General features: G+C 73.2%; 21 protein-coding genes. 7 read left to right on the forward strand and 14 right to left on the reverse strand.

Annotation, left to right across the window (positions count from 1 at the left end; all coding sequences use genetic code 11):
* Nucleotides 1-171: 171 nt before the first annotated feature.
* The 5 genes from ACWGJO_RS14550 to ACWGJO_RS14570 all read left to right on the forward strand — a co-directional run bounded on the left by ACWGJO_RS14550 (nt 172) and on the right by ACWGJO_RS14570 (nt 5,586).
* Nucleotides 172-981, forward strand: coding sequence for a TIGR03084 family metal-binding protein (locus ACWGJO_RS14550; RefSeq protein ID WP_452183753.1), 810 nt, complete (start codon nt 172-174; stop codon nt 979-981).
* 41 nt (nt 982-1,022) lie between these two features.
* Nucleotides 1,023-2,393: an FAD-dependent oxidoreductase gene (locus ACWGJO_RS14555; RefSeq protein WP_452178525.1), complete on the forward strand. Its 1,371-nt coding sequence runs from the start codon at nt 1,023-1,025 to the stop codon at nt 2,391-2,393.
* A gap of 136 nt (nt 2,394-2,529) precedes the next feature.
* Nucleotides 2,530-2,898 carry a YciI family protein gene (locus ACWGJO_RS14560; protein ID WP_359915486.1) on the forward strand — a complete coding sequence of 123 codons (369 nt, stop codon included), beginning with the start codon at nt 2,530-2,532 and terminating at the stop codon, nt 2,896-2,898.
* An 85-nt stretch (nt 2,899-2,983) separates the two neighbouring features.
* A complete protein-coding gene (locus ACWGJO_RS14565; protein ID WP_401051747.1) occupies nt 2,984-3,772 on the forward strand; it encodes an SDR family oxidoreductase in 789 nt (262 codons plus the stop codon).
* 296 nt (nt 3,773-4,068) lie between these two features.
* Entirely contained in the window at nt 4,069-5,586 is a 1,518-nt protein-coding gene (locus ACWGJO_RS14570) for an MFS transporter (RefSeq protein WP_452183755.1), read from the forward strand.
* 66 nt (nt 5,587-5,652) lie between these two features.
* Here ACWGJO_RS14570 and ACWGJO_RS14575 read toward each other — a convergent pair whose 3' ends face one another.
* From ACWGJO_RS14575 to ACWGJO_RS14595, 5 genes are all read right to left on the reverse strand, one after another.
* A complete protein-coding gene (locus tag ACWGJO_RS14575; protein WP_452183757.1) occupies nt 5,653-5,862 on the reverse strand; it encodes a ferredoxin in 210 nt (69 codons plus the stop codon).
* A gap of 11 nt (nt 5,863-5,873) precedes the next feature.
* Nucleotides 5,874-7,106: a cytochrome P450 gene (locus ACWGJO_RS14580; protein ID WP_452183758.1), complete on the reverse strand. Its 1,233-nt coding sequence runs from the start codon at nt 7,104-7,106 to the stop codon at nt 5,874-5,876.
* 30 nt (nt 7,107-7,136) lie between these two features.
* The gene (locus tag ACWGJO_RS14585; protein ID WP_452183760.1) at nt 7,137-8,327 is read right to left on the reverse strand and encodes an acyltransferase family protein; all 1,191 of its coding nucleotides are present in this window, start codon (nt 8,325-8,327) and stop codon (nt 7,137-7,139) included.
* A 249-nt stretch (nt 8,328-8,576) separates the two neighbouring features.
* Nucleotides 8,577-9,221: a dihydrofolate reductase family protein gene (locus ACWGJO_RS14590; protein ID WP_452183762.1), complete on the reverse strand. Its 645-nt coding sequence runs from the start codon at nt 9,219-9,221 to the stop codon at nt 8,577-8,579.
* A 142-nt stretch (nt 9,222-9,363) separates the two neighbouring features.
* Nucleotides 9,364-10,956, reverse strand: coding sequence for an MFS transporter (locus ACWGJO_RS14595; RefSeq protein ID WP_452183764.1), 1,593 nt, complete (start codon nt 10,954-10,956; stop codon nt 9,364-9,366).
* 210 nt (nt 10,957-11,166) lie between these two features.
* Here ACWGJO_RS14595 and ACWGJO_RS14600 point away from each other — a divergent pair, with 210 nt between their 5' ends.
* Together ACWGJO_RS14600 and ACWGJO_RS14605 are read left to right on the forward strand one after the other, a co-directional pair.
* Nucleotides 11,167-11,529 (forward strand): YciI family protein, encoded by a 363-nt coding sequence (locus ACWGJO_RS14600; protein ID WP_452183766.1) that lies wholly within the window; start codon nt 11,167-11,169, stop codon nt 11,527-11,529.
* A 4-nt stretch (nt 11,530-11,533) separates the two neighbouring features.
* Nucleotides 11,534-12,784: an RNA polymerase sigma factor gene (locus tag ACWGJO_RS14605; RefSeq protein ID WP_452183768.1), complete on the forward strand. Its 1,251-nt coding sequence runs from the start codon at nt 11,534-11,536 to the stop codon at nt 12,782-12,784.
* Nucleotides 12,785-12,794: 10 nt separating this feature from the next.
* On the opposite strand, the gene ACWGJO_RS14610 is transcribed toward ACWGJO_RS14605, so the two are convergent.
* From ACWGJO_RS14610 to ACWGJO_RS14650, 9 genes are all read right to left on the reverse strand, one after another.
* A complete protein-coding gene (locus ACWGJO_RS14610) occupies nt 12,795-14,174 on the reverse strand; it encodes an alkaline phosphatase family protein (RefSeq protein WP_452183797.1) in 1,380 nt (459 codons plus the stop codon).
* 5 nt (nt 14,175-14,179) lie between these two features.
* On the reverse strand, nt 14,180-15,310 hold the full coding sequence (eboE, locus tag ACWGJO_RS14615; RefSeq protein ID WP_452183770.1) for a metabolite traffic protein EboE: 1,131 nt from the start codon (nt 15,308-15,310) through the stop codon (nt 14,180-14,182).
* Nucleotides 15,307-16,167 carry a TatD family hydrolase gene (locus tag ACWGJO_RS14620; RefSeq protein WP_452183772.1) on the reverse strand — a complete coding sequence of 287 codons (861 nt, stop codon included), beginning with the start codon at nt 16,165-16,167 and terminating at the stop codon, nt 15,307-15,309. Before ACWGJO_RS14620 ends, eboE begins: the two co-directional genes overlap by 4 nt.
* The gene (locus ACWGJO_RS14625; protein ID WP_452183774.1) at nt 16,164-16,877 is read right to left on the reverse strand and encodes an EboA domain-containing protein; all 714 of its coding nucleotides are present in this window, start codon (nt 16,875-16,877) and stop codon (nt 16,164-16,166) included. Before ACWGJO_RS14625 ends, ACWGJO_RS14620 begins: the two co-directional genes overlap by 4 nt.
* Nucleotides 16,874-17,773 (reverse strand): sugar phosphate isomerase/epimerase family protein, encoded by a 900-nt coding sequence (locus ACWGJO_RS14630; protein ID WP_452183775.1) that lies wholly within the window; start codon nt 17,771-17,773, stop codon nt 16,874-16,876. The genes ACWGJO_RS14625 and ACWGJO_RS14630 overlap by 4 nt, the downstream gene beginning before the upstream one ends.
* Nucleotides 17,770-18,684 (reverse strand): SCO3242 family prenyltransferase, encoded by a 915-nt coding sequence (locus tag ACWGJO_RS14635; protein ID WP_452183777.1) that lies wholly within the window; start codon nt 18,682-18,684, stop codon nt 17,770-17,772. The genes ACWGJO_RS14630 and ACWGJO_RS14635 overlap by 4 nt, the downstream gene beginning before the upstream one ends.
* The gene (locus tag ACWGJO_RS14640) at nt 18,681-19,847 is read right to left on the reverse strand and encodes an inositol-3-phosphate synthase (protein WP_452183779.1); all 1,167 of its coding nucleotides are present in this window, start codon (nt 19,845-19,847) and stop codon (nt 18,681-18,683) included. The genes ACWGJO_RS14635 and ACWGJO_RS14640 overlap by 4 nt, the downstream gene beginning before the upstream one ends.
* 35 nt (nt 19,848-19,882) lie before the next feature.
* Nucleotides 19,883-21,166, reverse strand: coding sequence for a PQQ-dependent sugar dehydrogenase (locus tag ACWGJO_RS14645; RefSeq protein WP_452183781.1), 1,284 nt, complete (start codon nt 21,164-21,166; stop codon nt 19,883-19,885).
* Between the two features lie 696 nt (nt 21,167-21,862).
* A complete protein-coding gene (locus ACWGJO_RS14650; protein ID WP_452183783.1) occupies nt 21,863-23,452 on the reverse strand; it encodes an outer membrane protein assembly factor BamB family protein in 1,590 nt (529 codons plus the stop codon).
* Nucleotides 23,453-23,492 lie beyond the last annotated feature (40 nt).

Raw genomic sequence — 23,492 nt, forward strand, 5'->3', positions numbered from 1 at the left:
GCGGACACCCGAGGGGACGGGAGCGCCGCGGAGCGGGCCGAGCGCTCAGCACGAGCAGAGAAGCCCGCCGATCGGCGCCCGGCCGATACTGGGCTGGCCCCCGATCCGACGCCCCGCAGCGTGCGTCGAGACGGCGTCGGCATCCGGGTCCCCCCTATGGAAGGAACAGGCATGCCCGACTCGCAGGACGTGATATCCGCACTGGCGGCGGACGGCGACGCCGTCGACGCCCTGGTGGCGAACCTGACGGACGCCGACTGGAAGCGGCCCACGCCCGCGCCCGGCTGGACCGTCGCCCACCAGATCGCCCACCTCGCGGCCACCTTCAAGATCGCGGGAACGGCCGCGGGCGACCCCGAGGCGTTCAAGGCGATGGTCGCCGGCATCGGGCAGGACTTCGACGGCGCGGTGCAGCAGTCCCTCAAGCCCTACCTGGCGTCCGGCACGCCGCAGCTCCTGCTGGAGCGGTGGAACGCCGAGCGCCGGACCGCCGAGCAGGCCCTGGCGGCGGTCCCGGCCGGCCAACCGGTGCCGTGGCTGGTCCGCCCGCTGCCGGCGCCCGTGCTGGCCGCGGCCGGCATGATGGAGCTGTTCGGCCACGGCCAGGACATCGCCGACACGCTCGGAGTGCACCGCGAGCACACCGACCGGCTCCGCTACCTGGTCGAATTCGCGGTCCGCACCTGGGACTTCGGGTACCAGGCGCGCGGGCTCACGCCGCCCGAGGCCGAGTTCCGCTTCGAGATCACCGCCCCGTCGGGAGCCCGGTGGGAGTTCGGTCCCGCCGACGCGGAGCAGCGCGTCAGCGGCCCCGCCGTCGACTTCTGCCTGCTGGTGACCCGGCGCCGGCACCGCGACGACCTGGCCCTGACGGCCGAGGGCAAGGACGCCGACGCCTGGCTCGACCTCGCCCAGGCCTACCGCGGCCCGGCCGGAGAGGGCCGCGCGCCCGGCCAGTTCCGTTCGCAGTCCGGGAACTGACCCTCCGTCACCCGTCCGGAAATCCGAGAGAGGGGACCTTCATGGCCACCCGTACCGACGAATGTGCCGTGGTTCTCGGCGGAAGCATTGCGGGCCTGCTGGCGGCCAGGGTGCTCTCCGAGTCCTATCCGAGGGTCGTGATCGTCGAACGCGACAAGATCCTCGGGGTCCGCGGCCCGCGCCGCGGCGTCCCGCACGGCAACCACGCCCACGGGCTGGTCGCCCGCGGCCACCAGATCATGGAGTCGCTGTTCCCGGGCCTCACCGACGAGTTGATCGCCGCAGGGGTGCGGCCCGGGGACTTCAGCAACGACATCCAGTGGTACTTCAACGGGCTGCGGCTGAGCCCCGCGCGCACCGGCCTGCCGTCCGTGCCCGCCACCCGGCCGGTGCTCGAACACCACCTGCGCGAGCGGGTGCGGGCGCTGCCGGAGGTGTCGTTCCTGGAGGAGCACGACATCGTCGCCCCGGTGACGGACGCCTCCGGACACCGGGTCACCGGGGTCAGGGTGCAGGCACGCACCCCCGGGGCCGAGGAACAGACGCTCTCCGCGCACCTGGTCGTCGACACCACCGGCCGCGGCTCGCGGACCCCGCGGTGGCTGGCCGACCTCGGGTACCAGGCGCCGCCGGAGGAGCGGATCGAGATCGACCTGGCGTACACCACCCGCCACTACCGCCTGGAGAAGGACCCGTTCGACAGTGACATCGCCATCATCCCGGCCGCCACGCCCTCGCACCCGCGCGGAGCGTTCTTCTACCGGGTGCCCGGCGACGACAACAAGGTGGAGCTGTCGGTGACCGGGCTCCTGGGCGACCACCCGCCCACCGACCCGGAAGGGTTCCACGCCTACGTCCGGTCGCTGCCCGTCCCCGAGATCTACGAGGCGATCCGCGACGCCGAACCCCTGGACGAACCGCTGCGCTTCCGTTTTCCGGCCAGCGTCCGCCGGGACTTCCACCGGCTGGAGCGCTTTCCGGCCGGACTGCTGGTGATGGGCGACGCGGTCTGCAGCTTCAACCCCGCCTACGCCCAGGGCATGACCTCGGCCGCCCTGCAGGCGCTGGTGCTGCGCCGGCACGCCGCCGGGCGGCGGCTGCCCAGGCCCCAGGCGTACTTCCGGGACATCGCCCGCGAGATCCGCTCCCCGTGGTCGTTCGCCGCGGTGACCGACCTGGGCTACCGGGGCGTCAAGGGCAAGCGGAACCTCCAGACCGCCCTGGTCAACCGGTACGCCGCGCTGGCGCAGCGAGCGGCGGTGCACGACCCCCGGGTGACCGACGCGCTGGTGCGGATCGCCGGACTCGTGGCCTCCCCACAGTCCCTGATGCACCCTCGGATCCTGCTGCGCGTGCTGCGCGCGGCCCGCCGTCCGGTACCGCCCTCGGCCTTCGGCGTGCCCGCTCCGTGAGCCGGCCGGTACGGGGTTCCGCTGGTGCGGAAAAAAGTTTTTCGCGAGGATGTCGCCAGATGTCGAGATCGGCGGATCAGCGCCGACTTAGGAGTGAAGGCCCCACCGGGCGCCTCACGTCGCAAGGAGCGGAACCATGAAGTACCTGATCATGATGTACCCGAACGCCGATGTCCTCGCCGCGCTGCCGGAGGAGGAGCGCAACGCGGTCTTCCAGGGCCACGGTGCGTTCATGGAGAAGATCAAGGCCACCGGTGAGTTCGTCGGGACCCTCGCTCTGGCCGGCCCGGACCAGAGCTCCGTGGTGCGCGTTCGCGGCGGCGTGCCCGCCGTGACCGACGGCCCGTACGCCGAGGCCAAGGAATACGTGGGCGGCACCTACATCATTGAGGTCGCGGACCTGGCGCGCGCCCACGAGGTCGCCGCGATGATCCCGGATGCCGCGGTCGAGGGCCTCGGCATCGAGGTCCGTCCGATCGTCTTCAGCGAGGGCGCTTCCGCCTGACCCGGTCGCCCGGGGGCCTCGCGGCCCCCGGGCTCCGCCCCGCGCCCTCGCCAGTCCGTGTGCTGTGCATCGAGAGGACGAACACATGAAGGTTCCGGAGTTGCTCCGCGACAAGGTCGTCGTCGTGTCGGGCGTGGGATCCGGTCTCGGCCGGACGCTCGCCGTGCGGTGCGCCGAGGCGGGAGCCGACGTCGTACTCGTGGCGCGCACCGCGTCCTACCTCGACGAGGTGGCCAAGGCCGTCGAGGAGACCGGTCGCCGCGCGCTGGCGGTTCCCACCGACATCACCGACCCGGATGCCGCCGGCGCACTCGTCGCCGCCGCGCTCGACGCGTTCGGCCGGGTCGACACCCTGATCAACAACGCGCTCGTGGAGCCGCCGCACACGGAACTCCACGACACCGACCTGGACGACGTGCGCCTCGGCATGGAGGTGACCGTCTACGCGGCGCTGCGGCTGTCGAAGCTGTTCACCCCGGCGCTGAGGGACAGCCGCGGCTCGATCGTCATGGTCAACTCCTCCGTCCTGCGGCACTCCAAGCGTGCCTGCGGGGCCTACAAGATCGCCAAGTCGGGCCTGCTCGCGGCGGCCCAGATGCTCGCCACCGAGCTGGGCCCGGAGGGCATCCGGGTGAACACCGTGGCGCCCGGGCCGATGTGGACCGACAAGGTGAAGGGGTTCATCGGCGAACTCGCGGCCATGCGCGGCCTGTCGTTGGAGGAGGGCTACCAGGAGGTGGCCGCCGACATGGACCTGCGCCGCCTGCAGACCCCGGAGGAGACCGCCGACGCGGTGCTCTTCCTCGCCTCGGACCTGGCGCGCGCCGTCACGGGCCACTGCCTCGACGTCAACTGCGGTGAGTACCACCACTGATCCCGCGTCCGTCCCGCAGTCGACCCGTGGACCGCAGGCCGGAGCGCCGGCCGGAGCGCCCTGACGCTCCCGACGGACCCCAGGTGTCCGAGAACATTCGAACAAGTGTCCTCACGTGGAGCCGATGGTGTCGATCACCATCGGCTCCACGCGTCTGACCAGCGAAGACCGTGGATCCGCCGGGCGTCGCGGAAGTCTTCTCAAAAAAGTTCCGCGAACCGGCGCAAGAATCGGCCCGCTGCTTCGACAACGTAGTGAGCGACATTCCGAAATGATCGAAAGGACGCATCACGGCCATGTCCGTCACTACAGCGGAAACCGACCTCCCTCGCACGAGCGCGCGGCCCTGGCTGGCACTGGCGGTTCTCGCCCTGCCGACCCTGCTGGTCGCGCTGGATGCGAACGTCCTGTTCCTGGCGCTGCCCAAGCTCACCGCCGACCTGGGTGCCAGCAGTGTCCAGCAGTTGTGGATCACCGATGCCTACGGATTCATGGTCGCCGGTCTGGTGATCACCATGGGGACCATCGGCGACCGGATCGGGCGCCGCCGACTCCTCATGGCGGGCATGGCGGTGTTCGCCCTGGCCTCGCTGGCCTGCGCCTGGGCGACGAGCCCGATCATGCTGATCACGGCGCGCGGTGTGCAGGGCATCGCGGGCGCCACGCTGATGCCCTCCACCCTCGCCCTGATCACCAACATCTTCCGTGACGACAAGCAGCGCGGGAAGGCCATCTCGATCTGGGCCACCTGCACCTTCACGGGTGCCGCGCTCGGGCCCGTGCTCGGCGGCGTGCTGCTCGCGCCGTTCTGGTGGGGCGCGGTGTTCCTGCTGGCCGTCCCGGTCGCGGCCGTGGTGCTGATCGCCGGGCCGATCCTGCTCCCGGAGTTCCGCCCCGAGCAGTCCCGCCGGCTGGACCTCACCAGCGTCGTGCTCTCCCTGCTGGGGATCCTCCCGGTGGTGTACGCGATCAAGGTCCTCACGCTGGGCACCGCCAGCACCGTCACCGGTGTCGTGGCGCTGGTCGTGGGCCTGCTGTTCGGCACCGTGTTCGTGCGCCGTCAGCTGAAGGGCGAGGACCCGCTGCTCGACCTGCGGCTCTTCGCCAACAGCTCGTTCACGGTCATGCTGACCGCGCTCGCGCTGGCCGGGATGATCCTCGCGGGCACCGCCCTGAACGTCACCCAGCTGCTGCAGACGGTGCTCGGCTACTCCCCGCTGGCCTCGGCGCTCTGGTTCGTCCCGATGGGCCTCTGCATGGCGGTGGGGACGATGTCCACGCCGGCCCTGATCCGCTCGATCACGCCGCGGACCGCGATCGTCGGCGGCATGTTCCTCTCCGCGATCGGCGCGGCGGTGCTGATCCTGGTGAACGGCGAGCACGGCCCCTGGCCGATCGTGCTCGGCACGGCGGTCATCGGTCTGGGCGCCGGTCCGATGTTCGCGCTCGGCATCGGTCTGGTGATCGGCTCGGTGCCGCCGGAGCGCGCGGGTTCGGCCGCCTCGATGGCGGAGACCGCGAACTACCTCGGCGGTGCGCTCGGTCTGGCCGTCCTCGGCACGATCGGCTCCGCGGTCTACAGCAGCGAGATGGACGGCGTCGGTTCCGACCGCGCCCGGGAGACCGTCGCCGGCGCCGCCGCCGAGGCCGCGCAGCTCGGGGCCGACGCCTCCGCGGCGCTGCTGAAGACGGCGCACGCGGCCTTCGTCAGCGGGCTGAACGCCGTCGCCGCCGTCTCCACCGGGGTCTTCGTCCTGCTGGCCGTGCTGGCCGGGGTCTACTTCCAGCGGGCGGGCCGCAACAGCGGTCAGTGACCTGACCGGCCGACCCGACGGGGCCGGCGCGGGACCCACGGGTCCCGCGCCGGCCCCGTCCGTTCCTCAGGGCGCGTCCGGCTCCTCGGTCAGGGACAGCGTGCGCGTCGGGCACTCCTCGACCGCCGTCCGGGCGCCCGCCAGTTGGGCCCCCGCCACCCGGTCGGCCAGCACCACGACCGTCCCGTCGCGGTCGTCCTGGTCGAACAGGTCGGGCGCCGCCAGGTAGCACCGGCCCGCGCCGATGCAGCTGTCGGGGTTGGTACGGATCCGCATGGAGTTCCCCCTCACCAGGTGACCGGCAACGCGTGCAGGCCGTAGTTGACGTGCTCCTCCTTGAACCGCAGCGCTTCGACGGGCTCGGCGAGCCGCAGCTCGGGGATGCGCTCGAACAGGGTCGTCAGGACGACCTCCAGCTCGGTCCTGGCCAGGTGCTGACCGATGCACTGGTGCGCGCCGAAGCCGAACGCCAGGCTGCGTTCGACCCGGTCGGGGTCGAAGACGTCCGGGTCCGCGAAGCGCAGCGGGTCCCGGTTGGCCCCCACCGTCAGACCGAGCACGCCCTCGCCGGCCGCGATCCGGACCCCGCCGATCTCGACGTCCTCCAGGGCGACCCGGGAGTTGGCGATCTCCGCGATGGTGAAGTAGCGCACCAGCTCGTCGATCGTGGCCGGCCAACGCGACGGGTCGGCGGCCAGCGACTTGCGCAGCACCGGCCGTTCGAGGAGCAGCATGGCCCCCAGGCCGATGACGTTCGCGATGGTCTCGTGGCCGGCCATCAGCAGCATGAAGGCCATCCCGACGAGGTCCCGGTGGTCGGGGACGCCCGGCTCGCCGCGCCGCGCCGCCAGCCGGCCGATCAGGTCGTCGGTCGGGGTCCGCTCCTTGTCGGTCACCATCCCGTCCATGTATCCCATGAGTTCCGCGGTCGCCACCCCGCCGGCCTCGGGGGTGGTGGCGTTCATCACCGTGAAGGAGGTCCGCAGGAAGAACTCGCGGTCGGCGAACGGGACGCCGAGCAGCTCGCAGATCACCAGCAGCGGCACCGGGTTGGCGAACGCGTCGATCAGGTCGACGGTGCGGGGGCCGGCCAGCAACCGGTCGACGTACTCGTCGGTGATCTCCTGGATCCGGGGCCGCAGGCGGTTGATGCTGCGGGGGGTGAAGTCCGCGGCCACCGCTCGCCGGGCCAGGGTGTGCTCGGGGGGATCCATCCCGACCAGCGAGGTGGAGAACTCGGGCGCGGGGACCTGGTGGTCCATCATCAGCGGGTAGCCCGGGCGGCGCAGGTCGGAGCTGAACCGGTTGTCGCCCAGCATCGCCTTGACGTCCTCGTAGCGGGCCGTGGCCCAGGCGAGCTTGCCGCTGGGCAGCCGGACCTTGCCGAGGGTCGGTCGGTCGAGGAGCTCCTGGTAGCCCTCCGGCAGCGTGTACGGGCACGTCCGGGGCATCGGGTAGGACGGGTGGTCGGAGTGGTCGGAGTGGTCGGAGTGGGAGGTCGGGTCGGTGGCTTCGGCCATGGCTGTCTCCGATCGTCGTGCGAGGGGTGCTCAGGTCTGTGGCTGGGGCTCCGGGTTCGGACGTTTGGGCGCACGCTGCGCCGCCGGGCGGCTCCAGCGGCGCATGGCCGGCATCTCGACGGTCTTGTGCAGGACCCAGGCCAGTGCGACGCAGAGGGCGTAGAGGGCGATGACGAACGCGATGGCGACGGGCGTGCTGAACGCCGTCGGGGTGTACGAGTGGGCGTAGCCCACCAGGTCGCCCGCGAACGCCGCGTGCACCGCGAACATCACGGTGATGTGGATGATGTAGAAGGCGAAGGACAGTTCCCCGAGCCGCACCATGAAGGGCGCGCTGAGGGCCGTACGCCGGCCGGACAGGTCCCGGACGGCGAGTGCGCCGATCAGCAGCGCGGCCGGGACGGGGTAGAGCGCCGCTATCCCGAAGGGGATGGGCAGGTGGAACAGCAGCAGGAAGACGGCGAGGTTGAGCAGGGCGGCCGGCAGGATCCGGATCCTCGGCCAGCTTCCGGAGGCGATGATCCGGGCGAGGAACATGCCGATCACGAAGTCGATGCACCGGACGGGCGGGAAGAAGTACAGCGCCCACAGCTGGGGCCAGGACCCAGCGGGGTAGAACTGGCTCGGCGGGAATCCCGAGAGCAGCGGGTAGCTGATCGCCGGGAGCAGGACGGCGGTCGCGCCGAGGCCGATGATCCAGGACCACAGCGCCCGGTTGCCGAGCCGCCGGACGAACCGGACCAGCAGCGGGAACATCGCGTAGCAGAGCATCTCCACCGCGAGCGTCCAGGTCGCGCCGTTGAACTGGTACATGATCAGGTCCTGGGAGGGCCACCAGTTCTGGACCAGGAAGAGGTTGGCGAGGGCCGGTCCCCATCTGATCGTCTCGCCCGCGGCGGCGAACTGGCTCAGGGCGACGACCGCGATCAGGACGTGGGAGGGGCCTATGCGCATCACCCTGCGCCGCCAGAAGCCGGTCGCGGTCTGACCGGGCTTGGACGACCAGGTGAGGACGAAGCCGCTGAGGACGAAGAAGAACGACACCGCGAGGAACCCGATGCGTCCGTCGCCCGTCAGGGTGCTGAAGACGGAGAGGGCGTTCGGGTCCTTGAACGCCCCGAGGACGAGTGCGTGGCTGGCGAAGACGAAGACGACGGCGACGGCCCGGAGGCCTTCCAGTGACGGCAGCGTCACCGTTCTCGCCGGTAGTGGCGAATTCATGGGCAACCCCTTTTCTCCGAGGCGGAACGCCGGGGCGGCACCACCCGGTCTTCGGTGGGCGCGCGGCGCTACTCGCGTGATAGTCGTAACCGGGGGAGGCGATTCGACATCATGATTTCTTCCAACGTGCTGCCCTTGATCGCAGGCCGGTGACGGCCCGGGCGCCGGCACGACCGTGGCCGGGGCGAAGGCCCCGGCCACGGACGAGCGGTGGTCACGACGGGAGGGCGCGGTCGTACGCGCCGGTGGTCACCGCCGCCAGAACAGGAGGTGGGTCACCCCGCTCGGGCTGGGTACCGTGTCGAGGTGGAAGCGGTCGAGCAGCTCGGTGTGGCTCTTCCAGAGCCGTTCCCCCCGGCCGAGGTCGACCGGTGCGACGGCGAAGTGCATGGTGTCGACCAGGTCGGCGTCGATGAACTCGCGGACGGTGGTCACCCCGCCGCTGATGCGCACGTTCCGGTCCCCGGCGGCCTCCTTCGCGTGCTTCAGCGCCTCCTGCGGCGTCGCGTTGAGGAAGTGGAAGGTGGTGTCGGACAGCGTGAAGGACGGGCGCTCGTAGTGGGTGAGCACGAAGACCGGCGCGTGGAACGGCGGGTTGGCGCCCCACCACCCCTGCCAGTCGTGGTTCTCCCAGGGGCCGCGCTGGGGGCCGAACTTGTTGCGCCCCATGATCACCGCGCCCGGCGGGCGGGCGTGGTCGCGGGTCAGGTAGTCGTCCAGGCCGCGGGTGCCGCCGGGGTCGGCGCGGTTCACCCAGCTCGCGGTGGCTCCCGCCCAGGAGAAGAAGGGGGCGGGGTCCGCGTGGCCGAACGGCCGTTCCAGGGACTGTCCCTCGCCGGCTCCGAAGCCGTCGCGCGACAGATTGAAGCACTGCACCGACACCAACTGCGACATACGGTCCACACCTTTCCTCGTGGGCGATCCGGGCCGCCCGCAGGACCGGGCGCCCGGGCCCACAACGACCGCGTCGTCGGCAGGGCACGGGAAGGTACGCCGTACGGGTGACCGCCCCGTCGGGCGGGTGGGACGGACGCGATCAGCCCGCCGCGGGGACGGCGCCGGAGCCACCGGTGGGCCCGGCGGCGGCCTCGTCCGACGGCCGGCCGGTGGGCGGCAGGTGGCGGAGCAGGACGGTCACCAGGGCGGCGGTGGCGAGCAGCAGGACGCCGGCGACGGTGACCACGGTGTGGAGCTCGACGGCGAAGGCGGCCCGGGCGGGCGCCAGCAGGGCGTCGGCGACCTCGCCGGACAGCGAACGGGCGGCCTCCTGCGCGCCCGTGAGGGAGTCCCCCGCGGCCCGGACCGCCTCGGCGGGCAGGCCCTCGGGAAGGCGCAGCGCGCCGCGGTAGACGGCGGCGCCGACGCTGCCGAGGGCCGCGATGCCGAGGGCGAAGCCGAGTTGGCCGCTGGTCTCGTTGAGCGCGGCCGCGGAGCCGGCCTTCTCGACCGGGGCGGAGCCCATGACCAGGCCCATGCCGAGGGTGACCATCGGACCGGAGCCGAGGAAGACCACGGCGAATCCGGCGATCAGCACGGCGGGGCCGGCGCCGGGTTCGGCGCCGGTGATCACCGCCATGCCGATCGTGGCCAGGACCAGTCCGCCGCCGATGAGGTACGCCGGACGGAAGCGCTGACCGAGCCTGGGGGACAGGGTGAAGCCGACCGTGTTGGCGGCGATCGCCGGCAGCATCCACAGGCCGGCGTGCAACGGGTCGCGTCCGTACAGCAGTTGCAGGGCCTGGGTGACGAAGAACATCACCGCGCCGGTGAGCATGGTGCCGAGGAACAGGCTGAGCAGCGCGGCCGTGAAGGCGCGGTGCCGGAACAGGCCCAGGTCGAGCAGCGGATGCGTCAGGTGGTGCTGGCGGTGGACGAAGAGGATCCCGAAGCCGAGGCCGGCCAGGACGGCCGCGATCGACAGGGGCTGCCACCCGTCCTTGGCGATCTCCTTCAGGCCCCAGATGGCGGGCAGGACGGCGGCCAGCGACTCCAGCACGCTGATCAGGTCCGGGCGCCCGGCTTCGGGGTCGCGGAACTCGGGCAGGAGCACCGGGCCGAGCACGAGCAGCAGCACCATCGCGGGGACGCCGATCAGGAAGGCCGAGCCCCACCAGAAGTGGGCGAGCATGGTGCCGCCGATGATCGGGCCGGCGACGGCGCCGGCCGAGAAGCACGCGCCCCAGATGCCGAAGGCGGCGCCGCGCTGCCGGGCGTCCTGGAACATGGCGGTGATCAGCGAGAGGGTGCTCGGCGCGAGGGTGGCGCCGGCGACGCCGAGCATGGCGCGGGCCGCGATCAGCATGGCGGGGTTGACGGCGTAGGCGGCGGCGACGGAGGCGAGGCCGAACGCGGCGGCGCCGATCAGCAGCAGTCTGCGCCGGCCGATGCGGTCGCCGAGCGATCCCATGGTGACGAGCAGGCCGGCGAGCATGAACGAGTAGATGTCGGTGATCCACAACTGCTGCACGCTGCCGGCATGGAGGGAGTCCGCGAGGCTGGGCAGGGCCAGCAGCATCACGAAGACGTCGATCGAGACCAGCAGGGCGGGCAGGGCGAGGACGGCCAGCCCGATCCACTCCCGCCGTCCGGCCCGGGGCGCGGGCGCGCTGGGGGGTGTGGTGTCGCTCATCACGGGGTCCTTCCGGATTCTCGGGCAGGTGGCACCCGGGGGTGCCGTCACACCCGGAACGTCGGACCCGGCGACACGGTCTCGACGTCTGCGGCGGAAACCCGCGCGAAGGGCCGTGATCTGGGCTTGGATGTCGAGGGAGGGTCCTCGGCGGCGACGTCTCAAGTGCAGAGCACCAGTCGGCCGTGCAAGGGACCAAGGAATGATGAGATGAAGTACATGCTGCTGATCCACATGAACCCGGTAGTCTGGGACGGCTTGTCCGAGAGAGAGCGCAACGAGGTCTTCGCCGGGCACGCCACGTTCCAGCAGAACATCCTCGACTCCGGTGAGATGGTGGTGACCCAGGCCCTCGCCGACCCGTCCGGCAGCTCCACGGTCCGGGTCCGGGACGGGCTGCCCGCGATCACCGACGGCCCCTACCTGGCCGCCGAGGAGTTCCTGGCCGGGTACTACCTGGTCGAGTGCGCGTCCAGGGAACGCGCGATCGAATTGGCCGGCCTGATCCCCGATGCCCGGTACACCGGCGTCGAGGTGCGCCAGGTCGTTTTCGAAGCCGATACGGAGAGCTGAGCCGATGAACCGTGACGTCCGGGTCGAGGACCTGCTCCGATCGCTCGCACCGCAGGTCCTCGGCGCGGTCGTCCGCCGCTACGGGCACTTCGACGCCTGCGAGGACGCCGTTCAGGACGCCCTGCTGGCCGCCGCCGTCCAGTGGCCCGAACAGGGGGTCCCCGGCAACCCCCGGGCCTGGCTGATCACCGTGGCCGCCCGCCGGGTGATCGACGGGCTGCGCAGCGAGCAGGCCCGCCAGCGCCGCGAGGCCACCGCCGCCGCGCTCACCCCGGCCGACGAGACGGTGACGCCGGGTCCCGGCGAGGAGCCGAAGGCGGCCGAGCAGGACGACATGCTCACCCTCCTGTTCCTGTGCTGCCACCCCTCGCTCACCCCCGGCTCGCAGGTCGCGCTCACCCTCCGCGCCGTCGGCGGTCTCACCACCGTGCAGATCGCGCACGCCTTCCTGGTCCCCGAGGCGACCATGGCCCAGCGGATCAGCCGGGCCAAGCAGCGGATCAAGTCCACCGGGTCGTCGTTCCGGATGCCTCCGCAGAGCGAGCGCAAGGAACGGCTGGCGGTCGTGCTCCAGGTGCTCTACCTGATCTTCAACGAGGGCTACACCACCACCAGCGGTCCCGACCTGCTGCAGCCCGAGCTCGCGCGCGAGGCCATCCGCCTCACCCGCGAGCTGCACCGGCTGCTGCCCGAGGAGGGCGAGGCCGCGGGTCTGCTGGCCCTGATGCTGCTGACCGACGCCCGCCGGCCGGCCCGCACCAGGCCCGACGGCAGCCTCGTCCCGCTCGCCGAGCAGGACCGCTCGGCCTGGGACCAGTCCGCGCTCAAGGAGGGACTGGCGCTGATAGCCGAGACCCTCCCCCGGATGGTGGCGGGGCCGTACCAGGTGCAGGCGGCCATCGCGGCCGTGCACGGCGAGGCCGCGCACGCCGAGGACACCGACTGGCCGCAGATCATGGCCCTGTACGAGGTGCTGGAGCGGATGGCCCCCGGCCCGATGGTGACGCTCAACCACGCGGTCGCGCGCGCGATGGCCCTCGGCCCGGCGGCCGGGCTCGAACTGCTCGCGGCCCTGGAGTCCGACGGCCGGCTCGCGGACCACCACCGGCTCGCCGCGGTCCGCGCCCACCTGCTGGAGATGAGCGGCGACCGGGAGGCCGCCCGGAACAGCTTCCGGGAGGCCGCCCGGCGCACCGGCAGCATCCCCGAGCGCCGCTACCTGGAGTCCCGGGCCGAAGCACTGAACGACCGGTGACGGCCGCTTGTCAGCGGCCCAGGCCCTGGAGTCCCAGCAGCAGCTCGGGGACGTCGGTGGCGGCGATCGCGCCGGTCGCGTCGAGGGCGGGCCGCCACGCCGGGTCGGAGCAGATCAGCACCGGGCCGTCGGCGGGCGAGTCCGGCAGGCGGCCGTGCGAACCGCGGACCCAGGAGGGGTCCAGCGGCACCACGTTCATGGTGTGGCGCAGGCCGAGCTTCTTGCGGGCCAGGCCGAGCGCGGCCCGGGCCCTGGCCAGCGGGTCCGCCGGGTCGAAGAACAGCTCGGCCGGGTCGTAGCCGGGCTTGCGGTGGATCTCGACGGACCGCGCGAAGTCGGGGGCCCGCGCGTCGTCCAGCCAGTAGTAGTAGGTGAACCAGGCGTCGGGGTCGGCCACCGCCACCAGTTCGCCGGACCGGGGGTGGTCGAGGCCGTGGCGGGCCTGGTCCGCGCGGTCCAGCACCTCGGCCACGCCGGGCAGCCGGAGCAACTGGTCGCGCACCTTGGGCAGGTCCGCCTCGTCGGGGACGTACACGTGGGCGATCTGGTGGTCGGCGACGGCGAAGGCCCGCGAGGCCCACGGGTCCAGGTACTCCATCCCGGCCTGGGTGTACACCTCCAGCAGGCCCTCCCGGCGCAGTTCGCGGTTGATGTCCACCGGGCGCCGCACCGCCGTGATGCCGTACTCGCCGAGCGCGACCACGGTCGCGCCGGACTGCTCCGCCTGCTCCAGCAGCGGCGCCAGCTCGGTGTCCACCGCCCGGGCCGCCGCCACGGCCTGCGGCGCGTCGGGTCCGAAGCGCTGGAGGTCGTAGTCCAGGTGCGGGACGTAGACCAGCAGCAGGTCGGGCCGCTCGGCGGCGAGGATCCGGCGGGCCGCCGAGACGATCCAGCGGCTGGAGGCGATCCCGGCCGTCGGGCCCCAGTACTGGAAGAGCGGGAAGGGCCCCAGCTCGGCGGTGAGTTCGTCGCGCAGCGCCGCCGGCCGGGTGTAGCAGTCGGGCGACTTGCGGCCGTCGGCGTGGTAGACCGGGCGCGGCGTGACCAGCAGGTCGGTGGTGGCGCCCATGGCGTACCACCAGCAGACGTTGGCGACCCGGTAGCCGGGATGCCGGGAGCGCGCGGTGTCCCACACCTTCGGCGCCCGGACCAGCCGGTTGTGCTGGCGCCAGAGGTGGATCTCCCCGAGCTCCCGGAAGTACCAGCCGTTGCCGACGACGCCGTGCTCGGCGGGCAGCCGGCCGGTGAGCAGCGTGGACTGCACGCTGCAGGTGACGGCGGGCAGCACCGTGCGCAGCGGGGCGGACCCGCCGCGCTCGGCGAGCCGGGTGAGGTTCGGCATGTACGGCAGCAGACGCGGGGTCAGGCCGACCACGTCCAGCAGGACCACGGGTTTCAACGGTCCGCCCTTTCGCCGATCAGTTCGCGCTCGGCCCAGGTGAGTTCGGCGGCTATCCCGGCCGGGACGTCCACGGGGGCGTCGTCCGGGGCACCGGCCGGCCGCCCGGGCAGCACCGGCCAGGTGTAGGTCTCGACCTCGATCACCGTCCGTTCCCGCACGGCCGCCACCGCCCGGCGGAGCACATCGGTGGTGGCGCGCAGCGGCGCGGGGGGCGCGGCGTGCAGCGGCACGTGGAAGTGCACCCGCCAGGGCCACCGGCCGGGCAGCCGCTCCAGCGCCTCCGGCAGGTCGTCGGCCGCGAGCACCCGGCCGGCGCCGTCGGACTCCCGCACCTGGTGGAGGTAGCGGGGTTCGGCGTAGCCGGCGAGCAGCCGGCGGGCCGCCGGGTCGTTCGGGTCGTCCACGTGCAGGGCGGCCGAGGCCTGGATCCTGACCACGCGCAGGCCGGCCCGTTCGACGGCGGCCACCGTCCGCTCCGGGTCGGCGAAGGAGACCGCCAGGTGGCAGGTGTCGAGGCAGAGGCCGACGAATTCGAGGTCCGCGCGGGTGGCGAGCCAGCCGACGGCGTCCTCGACGGTGTCCAGCACGCAGCCCGGTTCCGGCTCGACGGCGAGCCGGATCGGCCGGCCCGCCCGCGCCGAGACGGTGCGCAGCGCCGCCGCCGTCCGGCGCAGCGCCTGCTCGGCGGCCCGGTCCGCGGCGGGGGACCACGGACTGCGCCAGGCCAGCGGCAGTGTGGAGATACTGCCGCCCTCGGCGTCGTCGGGCAGCAGGCCGGCCAGCACGGTGGCGCAGTCGGCGGTGTACGCGGCGCGGGCGGGTTCGGTCCAGTCCGGCCGGTACACCGCGTGCTTGACCACCCGCTGGTGGAAGCCGCCGTAGGGGAAGGCGTTCAGGGCGAGCACGGACAGGTCCCGGGCGTCCAGTTCGGCCCGCAGCCGGTGGAGCAGGGACGGGTCGGCGGCCAGAGCGGAGGCTACGTCGGCGGCCAGCCACAGGCCCAGCCCGAGCCGGTCGAAGCCGGTGCGTTCGCGGATCGGACCGGCGCAGGTGTCGAGCTGTCGCAGGATGCCGGGCAGGTCCTCGGCAGGGTGGACGTTGGTGGAGTAGCAGAGCCGGTTCACGATCCGCCCCGGAGCACCGAGTTGCCCGCGAAGGAGGCGCCGTCGGCGTCGTCCCGGATTCCCTCGTCGAGGACCAGCCGCCCGCTGCGGCCGTAGAACTCGACGGGGTTGTGCCAGAGCACGGTGTCCACGTCCGCCGCGGTGAAGCCGGCCGCCAGCATCGCCCGGCCCACCTTCTGCGTCTTGAGGGGGTCCGAATTCCCCCAGTCGGCAGCCGAGTTGACGAGGATCCGGTGGGTGCCGTACTCCTTCAGGACGGCGACCATCCGGTGCTCGTCCATCTTGGTGTCCGGGTAGATCGAGAAGCCCATCCAGCAGCCGGAGTCGGCGACCGTCGCCACCGTGACCTCGTTGAGGTGGTCCACCAGGACGGCGTCCGGGGCGATGCCGGACTCGCGGACCACGTCCAGGGTGCGGCGGGTGCCGGCGTGCTTGTCCCGGTGCGGGGTGTGGACCAGGACCGGCAGTCCGTGGTCGACGGCCAGCTCCAGCTGACGGGCGAACGCCTCGTCCTCGGCCCTGGTCATCGAGTCGTAGCCGATCTCGCCGACCGCGACCACGCCGTCCTTGCCGAGGTAGCGCGGCAGGACGTCCAGCACCTCGACGCAGCGGGGGTCGTTGGCCTCCTTGGGGTTCAGGGCGAGCGCGCAGTTGTGGCTGATCCCGAACCGGGAGGCCCGGAACCGCTCCCAGCCGAGCAGGCCGTCGAAGTAGTCGGTGAAGGACCCCGGGTTGGTACGGGGCTGGCCGAGCCAGAAGGCCGGCTCGACGACGGCCCGGACACCGGCCGTCCGCATGGCCCGGTAGTCGTCGGTGGTGCGCGAGGTCATGTGGATGTGCGGGTCGAAGATCCTCATGACCGGGCCTCCTGCGGTCGCGGGGGGACGAGGGCCAGCAGGACGCTCATGCCGAGCAGCACGCGCAGGTCGGAGCCGATCTCCCGGCCGGCCGCCCGCCGTTCCTCGGCCAGGTCGCGGGCCATCCGCAGCAGCTCGGCGTCGGTGCGGGTGACCAGGTCCGCCACGGCGCCCAGCGGCACTTCGGTGAACAGGCACTTCAGCACGCCGTGGCGCCACTGGTCCTGCTCCAGGTGCCGGGCCGCGAAGGGGCCCATCGCCGCCGCGACCAGCCGCGGGTCGTTGGTGCGCAGGCCGTCGGCGACCAGCTCCAGGCCGAGCCGGCGTACGCCGTCCGGCAGGTCCGGCAGCGCGCGCAGCACCCCGCGCCGCTCGGCGGCGTCGCCGTGCCGGTAGAGCTTCTCGACCTCGGCCGCCAGCACCGCCCCGGGCAGGGACCCGGCCAGCACCGCGAGCAGCCGGGCCCGGGCCCGGTCGTCGACCGTGCCGTGCACCAGTCCCTGGGGGTCGGCGTTCGGCTGCAGCGGCCCGCGCCCGACCATCCGGCCGGCCAGCGGGAACTCCTGGTGGATCGTGCCGGGCCACTCGCGGACCCGGCGCTCGGCGCAGGTCAGCCAGTCGTCCTGCGGGTGCCGGTACGGCGGCGGGGCCGGCCGGCTCCCGCCGTAGACGCTGGTTTCGATCCAGCGGTGTTTCTCGGTCTCGGTCATGATGGGCGGTCTCCGATCGTGGACGACGCCGGTGCACCCGTGTGCGCCGGCGGAACGGAAACGGTCTCCTGGGCCCGGCGTATCGCCGCCAGGGCCGTTCGCGCGGTGGTCGGTGCGGCATGGCTGTGCCGGGGCAGTTCGACCGCCGCGACGCCGGTGTAGCCGATCCCGTCGAGGGCGGCCAGCGTCGCGGCGAGATCGAGTCGCCCCTCTCCGAACTCCAGGTGCTCGTGGACACCCGGAAGCATGTCGTCCAGCTGGACGTTGACCAGCAGCCCGGCCGCGCGCCGGACGCACTGCGCGGCGTCCACCGGCTCCACGGCCACGCAGTGCCCGACGTCGAGGGTGATGCCGAGCGCGTCGGGCCCGCCGAGCTCGCGGCGCAGGTCGAGGGCCTGGTCGAGGTGCTGGACGACCATGCCGGGTTCGGGCTCCAGGCCGAGCCGCACCGCCCGGCGCCCTGCCTCGGCCAGGACCGGGCCGAGGTGCCGGACCAGCCGTGCGCGGTTGGTCCGTCCGTCCACCCCGGGCTCGCTCACGCCGGACCAGAAGGACACGCAGTCGGCGCCGAGCGACTCGGCGATCCGGACGGCGCGGAGCAGGAAGTCGATCCTCGGCGCGGCGTCCCCGGACACCAGCGTGGGGTGGTGCTTGCGGTACGGGTCGAGCAGGAAGCGCGCGCCGGTCTCGACCACGCAGCGCAGGCCCGCGACGGAGAGCAGCGCGGCCAGCCGGTCGGTCTCCCGGGCCAGGTCCGGGCCGAAGGGATCGAGGTGGTGGTGGTCGAGAGTGAGGGCGACCGAGGTGTAGCCCAGGTCGGCGATGACCCGGATCGCGTCGGCGAGCCGGTGGTTGGCGAAGCCGTTGGTGCCGTACCCGAAGGCGATCGCGCTCATGTCGGGCTCCTGCGGGCGGACAGCCGGCGGGCCAGCGGAAGGGCGCCCAGCACCAGCGCGGCGGCCGGCAGCGAGCCCAGCCGCGCGGCCAGCCCGGCCTGCAGCGGCACCATGCCGTGGATCCCGGCCACGGTCGCGGTCCGGACCGCCGCCGCCGTGCCGCCCGCGGTGCCGTCCGCGGTGCCGTCCGCGGCCGGTCCGGTGGACCGCGCCGGGCCGGCGGCGAGCTGGGCGGTGCCGGTGGCGGCCGCGTACCCCAGGGCGCACAGCGCCCCGGCCGTGCGGTGCCGGGCCGAGGCGGCCCGGCCCGTGCCGGTCAGCAGGGCGGTGACCGCGGTGGCGGCCACCGCCAGCCGGGCGTCGGCGGCGCGGCCGCCGTGGACCTCGCCGCGGGACAGCGCGGTCACACCCAGGGTGTGGGTGGCCAGCGCCAGCGCCGGGACGCCGGCCGCCCGCCAGTGCCCGGATCCGGCGCCGAGCAGGACGTCCAGACCGCGGCAGGCGGCCATGCCGAGCGGGGCGGCGGGGGTCGGCTTCAGCACGGTGTCGTACGCCCACACCGCGGCGGTGAGCGGAACGGCGATCCGCAGCGCGTCGGCCCCGCCCGCGAGACCGGCCAGGGTCAGCCCGGTGGCGCCGAGCCCGGCCGCCGCGGCGAGCGCGGCCCCGGGCGCGATCCGACCGGACGGGACGGGGCGCTCGGGGCGCTCCAGCGCGTCGACCGCCCGGTCCGCCCAGTCGTTCAGCGCCATCCCCGACCAGTACAGGGCGACGGAGGCGAGTGGCAGGGCCAGCCGTCGGCCGCGCAGCGGACGGCCCGCCGCGACCGCGCCGGCCACGGTGTCGCCGAGGACGGTGAGCGCCGCCGGTGCCCGGACCAGGTCGAGCCACGGATGCAGGGCGACCCTCATCGGGCCACCTCGATCCGTCGCACCCAGGACACCAGGTCCTGTTCCTGCTGGGCGAGCCGGTGCTCGTCGCTGCCGAGCGGGTCCTTGAAGAAGAACGCCAGTGCGCCGAGCGGCCCGGACTCCCCGGCCGCGTGCGCACCGGCCACCAGCCGGGCGAGGTCGAGGACCAGTGGCGCGGCGAGCGCCGAGTCGTAGCCGTCCCAGCTCAGCTGCAGGCTCATCGAGGTGCCGAGGAAGCCCTCGAAGGAGACGTGGTCCCAGGCGACCTTGCGTTCGCCGAGGTCGGGGACGTGGTCGATGTGCAGCGGGGCGGTGACCTCCCCGCCGAGCAGCGCGGCCAGCCCGCGGGTCTTGGACTCCAGCTTGCCCTGCGCGCGGCCCGCCACCCCGAGGTTGGCGCCGTCCCCGCCGCCGAGCAGGTTGGTCCCCGACCAGGACCGCACCCGCAGCCCGCGGGCGAGGAACATCGGTGCCAGCACGCTGCGCAGCAGGGTCTCGCCGGTCTTGCCGTCGCAGCCCGCGTACGGCAGGCCGTGCCGGTCGGCCAGTTGGGTGACCGCCGGGATGCGCAGACCGGGCGACGGGGTGAAGTCGACGTACGGGCAGCCGGCCGAGAACGCCGCGTACGCGGAGAGGGCGGCCGGGCCGAGCACCCGGCGCCCCTCCTGGGCGAGGGCGCGGTCGAGGGCGGCCAGGTCGGCGTGCTCGGGCAGCGGCCGGAGCGGGGGCTCGGTGGAGGAGACGTTGACCACCACGACCCGCTCCAGGCCGTGGGAGCGCCGGAAGTCCGCGAGGTCGGCGGCGAGCCGGTCCGCGGCCTCGGCCTGGGTGGCCGGCGCGTCGTCGTCCGGGTCGTGGCCGCGGCGGATCTCCCGGTCGGCGGCCGCGAGTTCCTCGGCGACCGCCGACGGGAGCCGGCCGGGCAGCACACCCGCGGCGGCGAGCTCCTCGGCCCGCTTGCCCAGCGGGGTGGAAACGAGGTCGTGGCCGCCGGTGACCAGCTCGGACCAGCCGGGGAAGACACCCGGATCGAGGTCGAGCCGCTCGCTGACGCTGCCGGTCGCGGGGACGAGCCCGGCCCGCAACGCGGCGAGGCCGCAGACGGCCGTGGTGGCCACCGACCCCCTGCCGCCGACCAGCCAAAGTCCGGTCCTGCCTGCCATGGTGCGACTGCCTTTCGGTGAGGAGGGATGACGTCCTACGAGCGGTCCCAGCCCGCCCAGCGCCAGAGCCGGCCGGTGCCCCGCCGGGACTCGACGCCGTGGTCGGTCATCTCGAACTCGCCGAAGTCCAGGATCAGCAGCGCGTCGTCGCCCGGCGCGAAGCCGACGTCGATCGGCCGGTGCAGTTCGGGACCGGACGGCAGGCCCCGGGTGGACCAGTCGGCCGGGTCGACCAGCAGCAGGTCGCGCCCCAGCTGGGGGCCGCCCGGTGGCAGGGTCATCGGCGCCTCGTCCCCGAACAGCGTGACCACCAGCTGCCCGGCCAGCGGGGAGCGCGGCGGCGCCACGGCGAACTTGGTGGCCGCGACGTGCGACTCGAAGTCGAGCACCGGGCGCTCGGGCGGCGGGAGTTCGCCGTGGTTGGCCAGCAGGAAGGTCGGCTGCGGGCCGCGGGTGGGCTTGAACGCGGGGTCCGTCACCGGGATGCCGCCGATGAAGTCCGGCCAGCCGTACCAGGCGCCCTCGCGCACCTCGAACAGCAGGTCGGGGGCGTTGCCGATCGGCCGGCTGCCGCGGTCGTCGGCGCCCTGGTCGACCGCCAGCAGCCGGCCGTCCGGCAGGAAGCCCAGGCCGAAGGCGTTGCGCATCCCCCAGGCCACCAGCTCCAGGTTGCCGCCGTCGAGGTCGCAGCGCAGCACGGCCGCGCTGCACGGCAGTCCGGCCGGTATCCGCTGCCCCGGACGGGTCGCGGTGCCGAACGGGACGAACGCGCCGGTGGTGGTCCGCGCGCCGTCCCGGCCGGCCAGCGGGTCGTCCGTGGTCACGTTGAAGCCGGTGAGCTCGATGTCGAGGCCGGGGATGTCGTACGAGTGCGGAAGGCGTCCCAGCCAGCCGAGTTCGTAGGCGTCCAGCCCGATGATCCCCAGGTTGGACATCGCGCCCTGGGCGAAGTACAGCTTCCCGTCCCGGCCGGCCACGGCCATGTCGATGTGGTAGTTGCCGGGCCCCGGCATGCCGTCGACGATGACGGCCCGCTGCCCGTCCGGGCCGATCCGGACGATCCGGCCGGCCCCGCCCTCGGAGACGTACAGGTGGTCCTGGTGCCAGAGCAGTCCGGTCACCGGGGCTGCCAGGCCGTCGGCGATCAGGGTGCGTGACGAGGTGTCGGCTCCCGGGCCCAGACGCCAGATCCGGCCGCCGGGGGCGGCGCCCCCGAAGGGCAGTCCGGACTCGGCCAGGTACACCTGGCCCGCGTCGTCGAAGGTGAGGCTGGTCGGGAAGTCCAGCCCGTCGGCCAGTACGGTGGGTGATTGCGCCACGGTTCCTCCACGGTCGTGCCCACAGAAGATCCGCCGCCCCGGTGAGGTCGGCGACGGGTCGATGTGTAGCAGCGTCCACGAAGCATGGTCAAGAACCGCCCGGGTGCTCACCGACGGCCGTGGGTTCACCGGCACGGTCGGGAAATGCGCAGGTCAGGCGGTATGTGAAGGCCGTGGAAGGAAGTCCGGATCGGGGCCGTGGGGCCTACTGGGCACCGCACGACGCGAGAAGTCCCGGGCGCTCCGGCGTACCGGTGACGGGCCTTGCGCGGTTGCCGTCCCGGTGGGGAGCGGAGTCCGGACAGCCGGCCTCGCAGTCACTCCTGGTAGTTTTCGGCCGGCCCCCTTCCCTGCTGCGTCCGGAGCCGACGGTCGCCGGGGAGGGCGTCCACTCCGTCCCCCGCGACCGCGACCGTGTCGAGGCTCGGAGCCCCGACGGCCGGGGTCCAGGCCCGGCACTTGGTAGACGGAGCCGGGTGCCGCGGATCGACATCGAGCGGGAGAATTTTCGGGAGTTCTTCCGTCGTGCCGCCGGAGTTCTTCCGTCGTGCCGTCCCGCCGGACGTCGCGCGACCGTCGCAGCGGCCGCGCGCACGGCACGCTTCGCGCACGCACGCACGACGGCCACCGGCGCGGCGTGGATGCCGGGCCGGTGGCCGTCGGGTCGTCAGGGGCGGGGCGGTACGCGGGGGCGGGTCAGAGCGAGTAGGCGATCAGCTCGAACGACGGCTTGGTCGAGAACGCGGGGGCGCCCGCACCGACCAGGAGCAGGTTGCCGCTCACGGCCGGGAAGGAGATGATGCCGGCCGGTGTCCTGGCCGTCCACAGGGTCGCGCCGGTGGTGGTGTCGAAGCCGTAGACCTGGCCGTCGAAGGTGGAGGTGAAGACCACGTCGTTGGCCACCGTGGCGGCACCGAGCGCCATCTGCGGCAGGTCCCGTTGCCAGAGCACCTTGCCGGTCGCCACGTCCGCGGCGGTGAGGCCGCCCCGGCCCACGGTGTAGTCGGGCAGCTGCAGCCCGCCCCGGGAGTCGAGCTTGGCGGGATTGTCGACCCAGGGCACGAAGAGCCGCCCGCGGGAGAGCGCCATCGGCGTCTCCACCCCGCCGATGATGCCCGGCAGGACGGTGGTCGGGGTGTCCGGCAGCGGGCCCTCGTCGTTCAGGTGGGTGCCGACCGGCAGGGTCCACAGCGGGGTTCCGTCGTCGGCCCGGTAGGCGTAGACCTTGCCCATCTTGCCCGCCGCCACCACGATCTCCGTGGGCTTGCCGCGGACCGTCGCGGTGGTCACGATCGGGGGGTCCTGGAGGTCGTAGTCCCGCAGGTCGTGCGGCGCGGTCTGCTGGTACCAGAGCAGCTTCCCGGTCCTGCTGTCCATCGCCAGCAGGCAGTTGGTGTAGAGGTTGGGGCCCGGCCGGCTGCTGCCGTTGGGGTACTCGGGGGTGCCGGGGAGCGGGGCGGGGTTGGCGACGGCGACGAACAGCCGTCCGTGGTCGTCGAGGGCCGGCGCGAACCAGGTCCCGCCGCCGCTGTTGATCTCCGGGTGGCCCCAGAGGTCGCCGTCCTTGACCGTGTTGAAGCTCCAGCGCGGCTTCCCGGTGGCGGTGTCCAGCGCGAAGATGGTTCCCATGGCCCCCGGCACGTACTTGCCGAAGGTGTTCGGGACGGTGCTGACCACGACGGTGTCCTCGTACACCTGGGGAGCGACGTCGATGCCGCCCTCGCCGGAGGCGATCAGCTCCCGTGACCAGACGGTCCGGCCGGTCGCCGGGTCGAGTGCGAAGACGCCGGTGAACGTCGTGCCGAAGAGCAGGCCGCGCGCGTAGGCCACGCCGTTCGGCCCGACCGAGGGGCTGTTGAAGACGCGCTTCCAGCGGACCTTCCCGGTCTCCTTGTCCACCGCGGTGACGTCGGAGTTGAGACTGATCAGGTAGACCGTGTCGCCCACGACGATCGGATTGGACGCCATGATGCCGGCGAAGGTCGGGTCGCCCTCCAGCGGAAGGCGCCACTTCACCTTGAGGTTCTTGACGTTGTGTGAGTTGATCGGTGTCCGGGTGACGTTCCTGGTGTTGGTCAGACCGCCGTTGGACAGGGCCCAGTCCTGTGGGTGGACCCGGCGGTCGTAGCCGCCCCGGGCGTTCTCGGTGCCCGCGGCGGCCGGGTCGGGGGCGGCCATGCCGGGCGCGATCGCCAGCGAGACGGCGGCCAGCGCCGTGAACGCCAGCCAGCCCGGGGTTCGGCGACGGCGCCGCCCGGCGCCGCGGGTCTTCAGAAGGACGGACAAGGCAACTCCGTTTCCGCTCGGTGTCGTTGCTCGACCCGGG

Source organism: Kitasatospora sp. NPDC054795, from assembly GCF_053611565.1.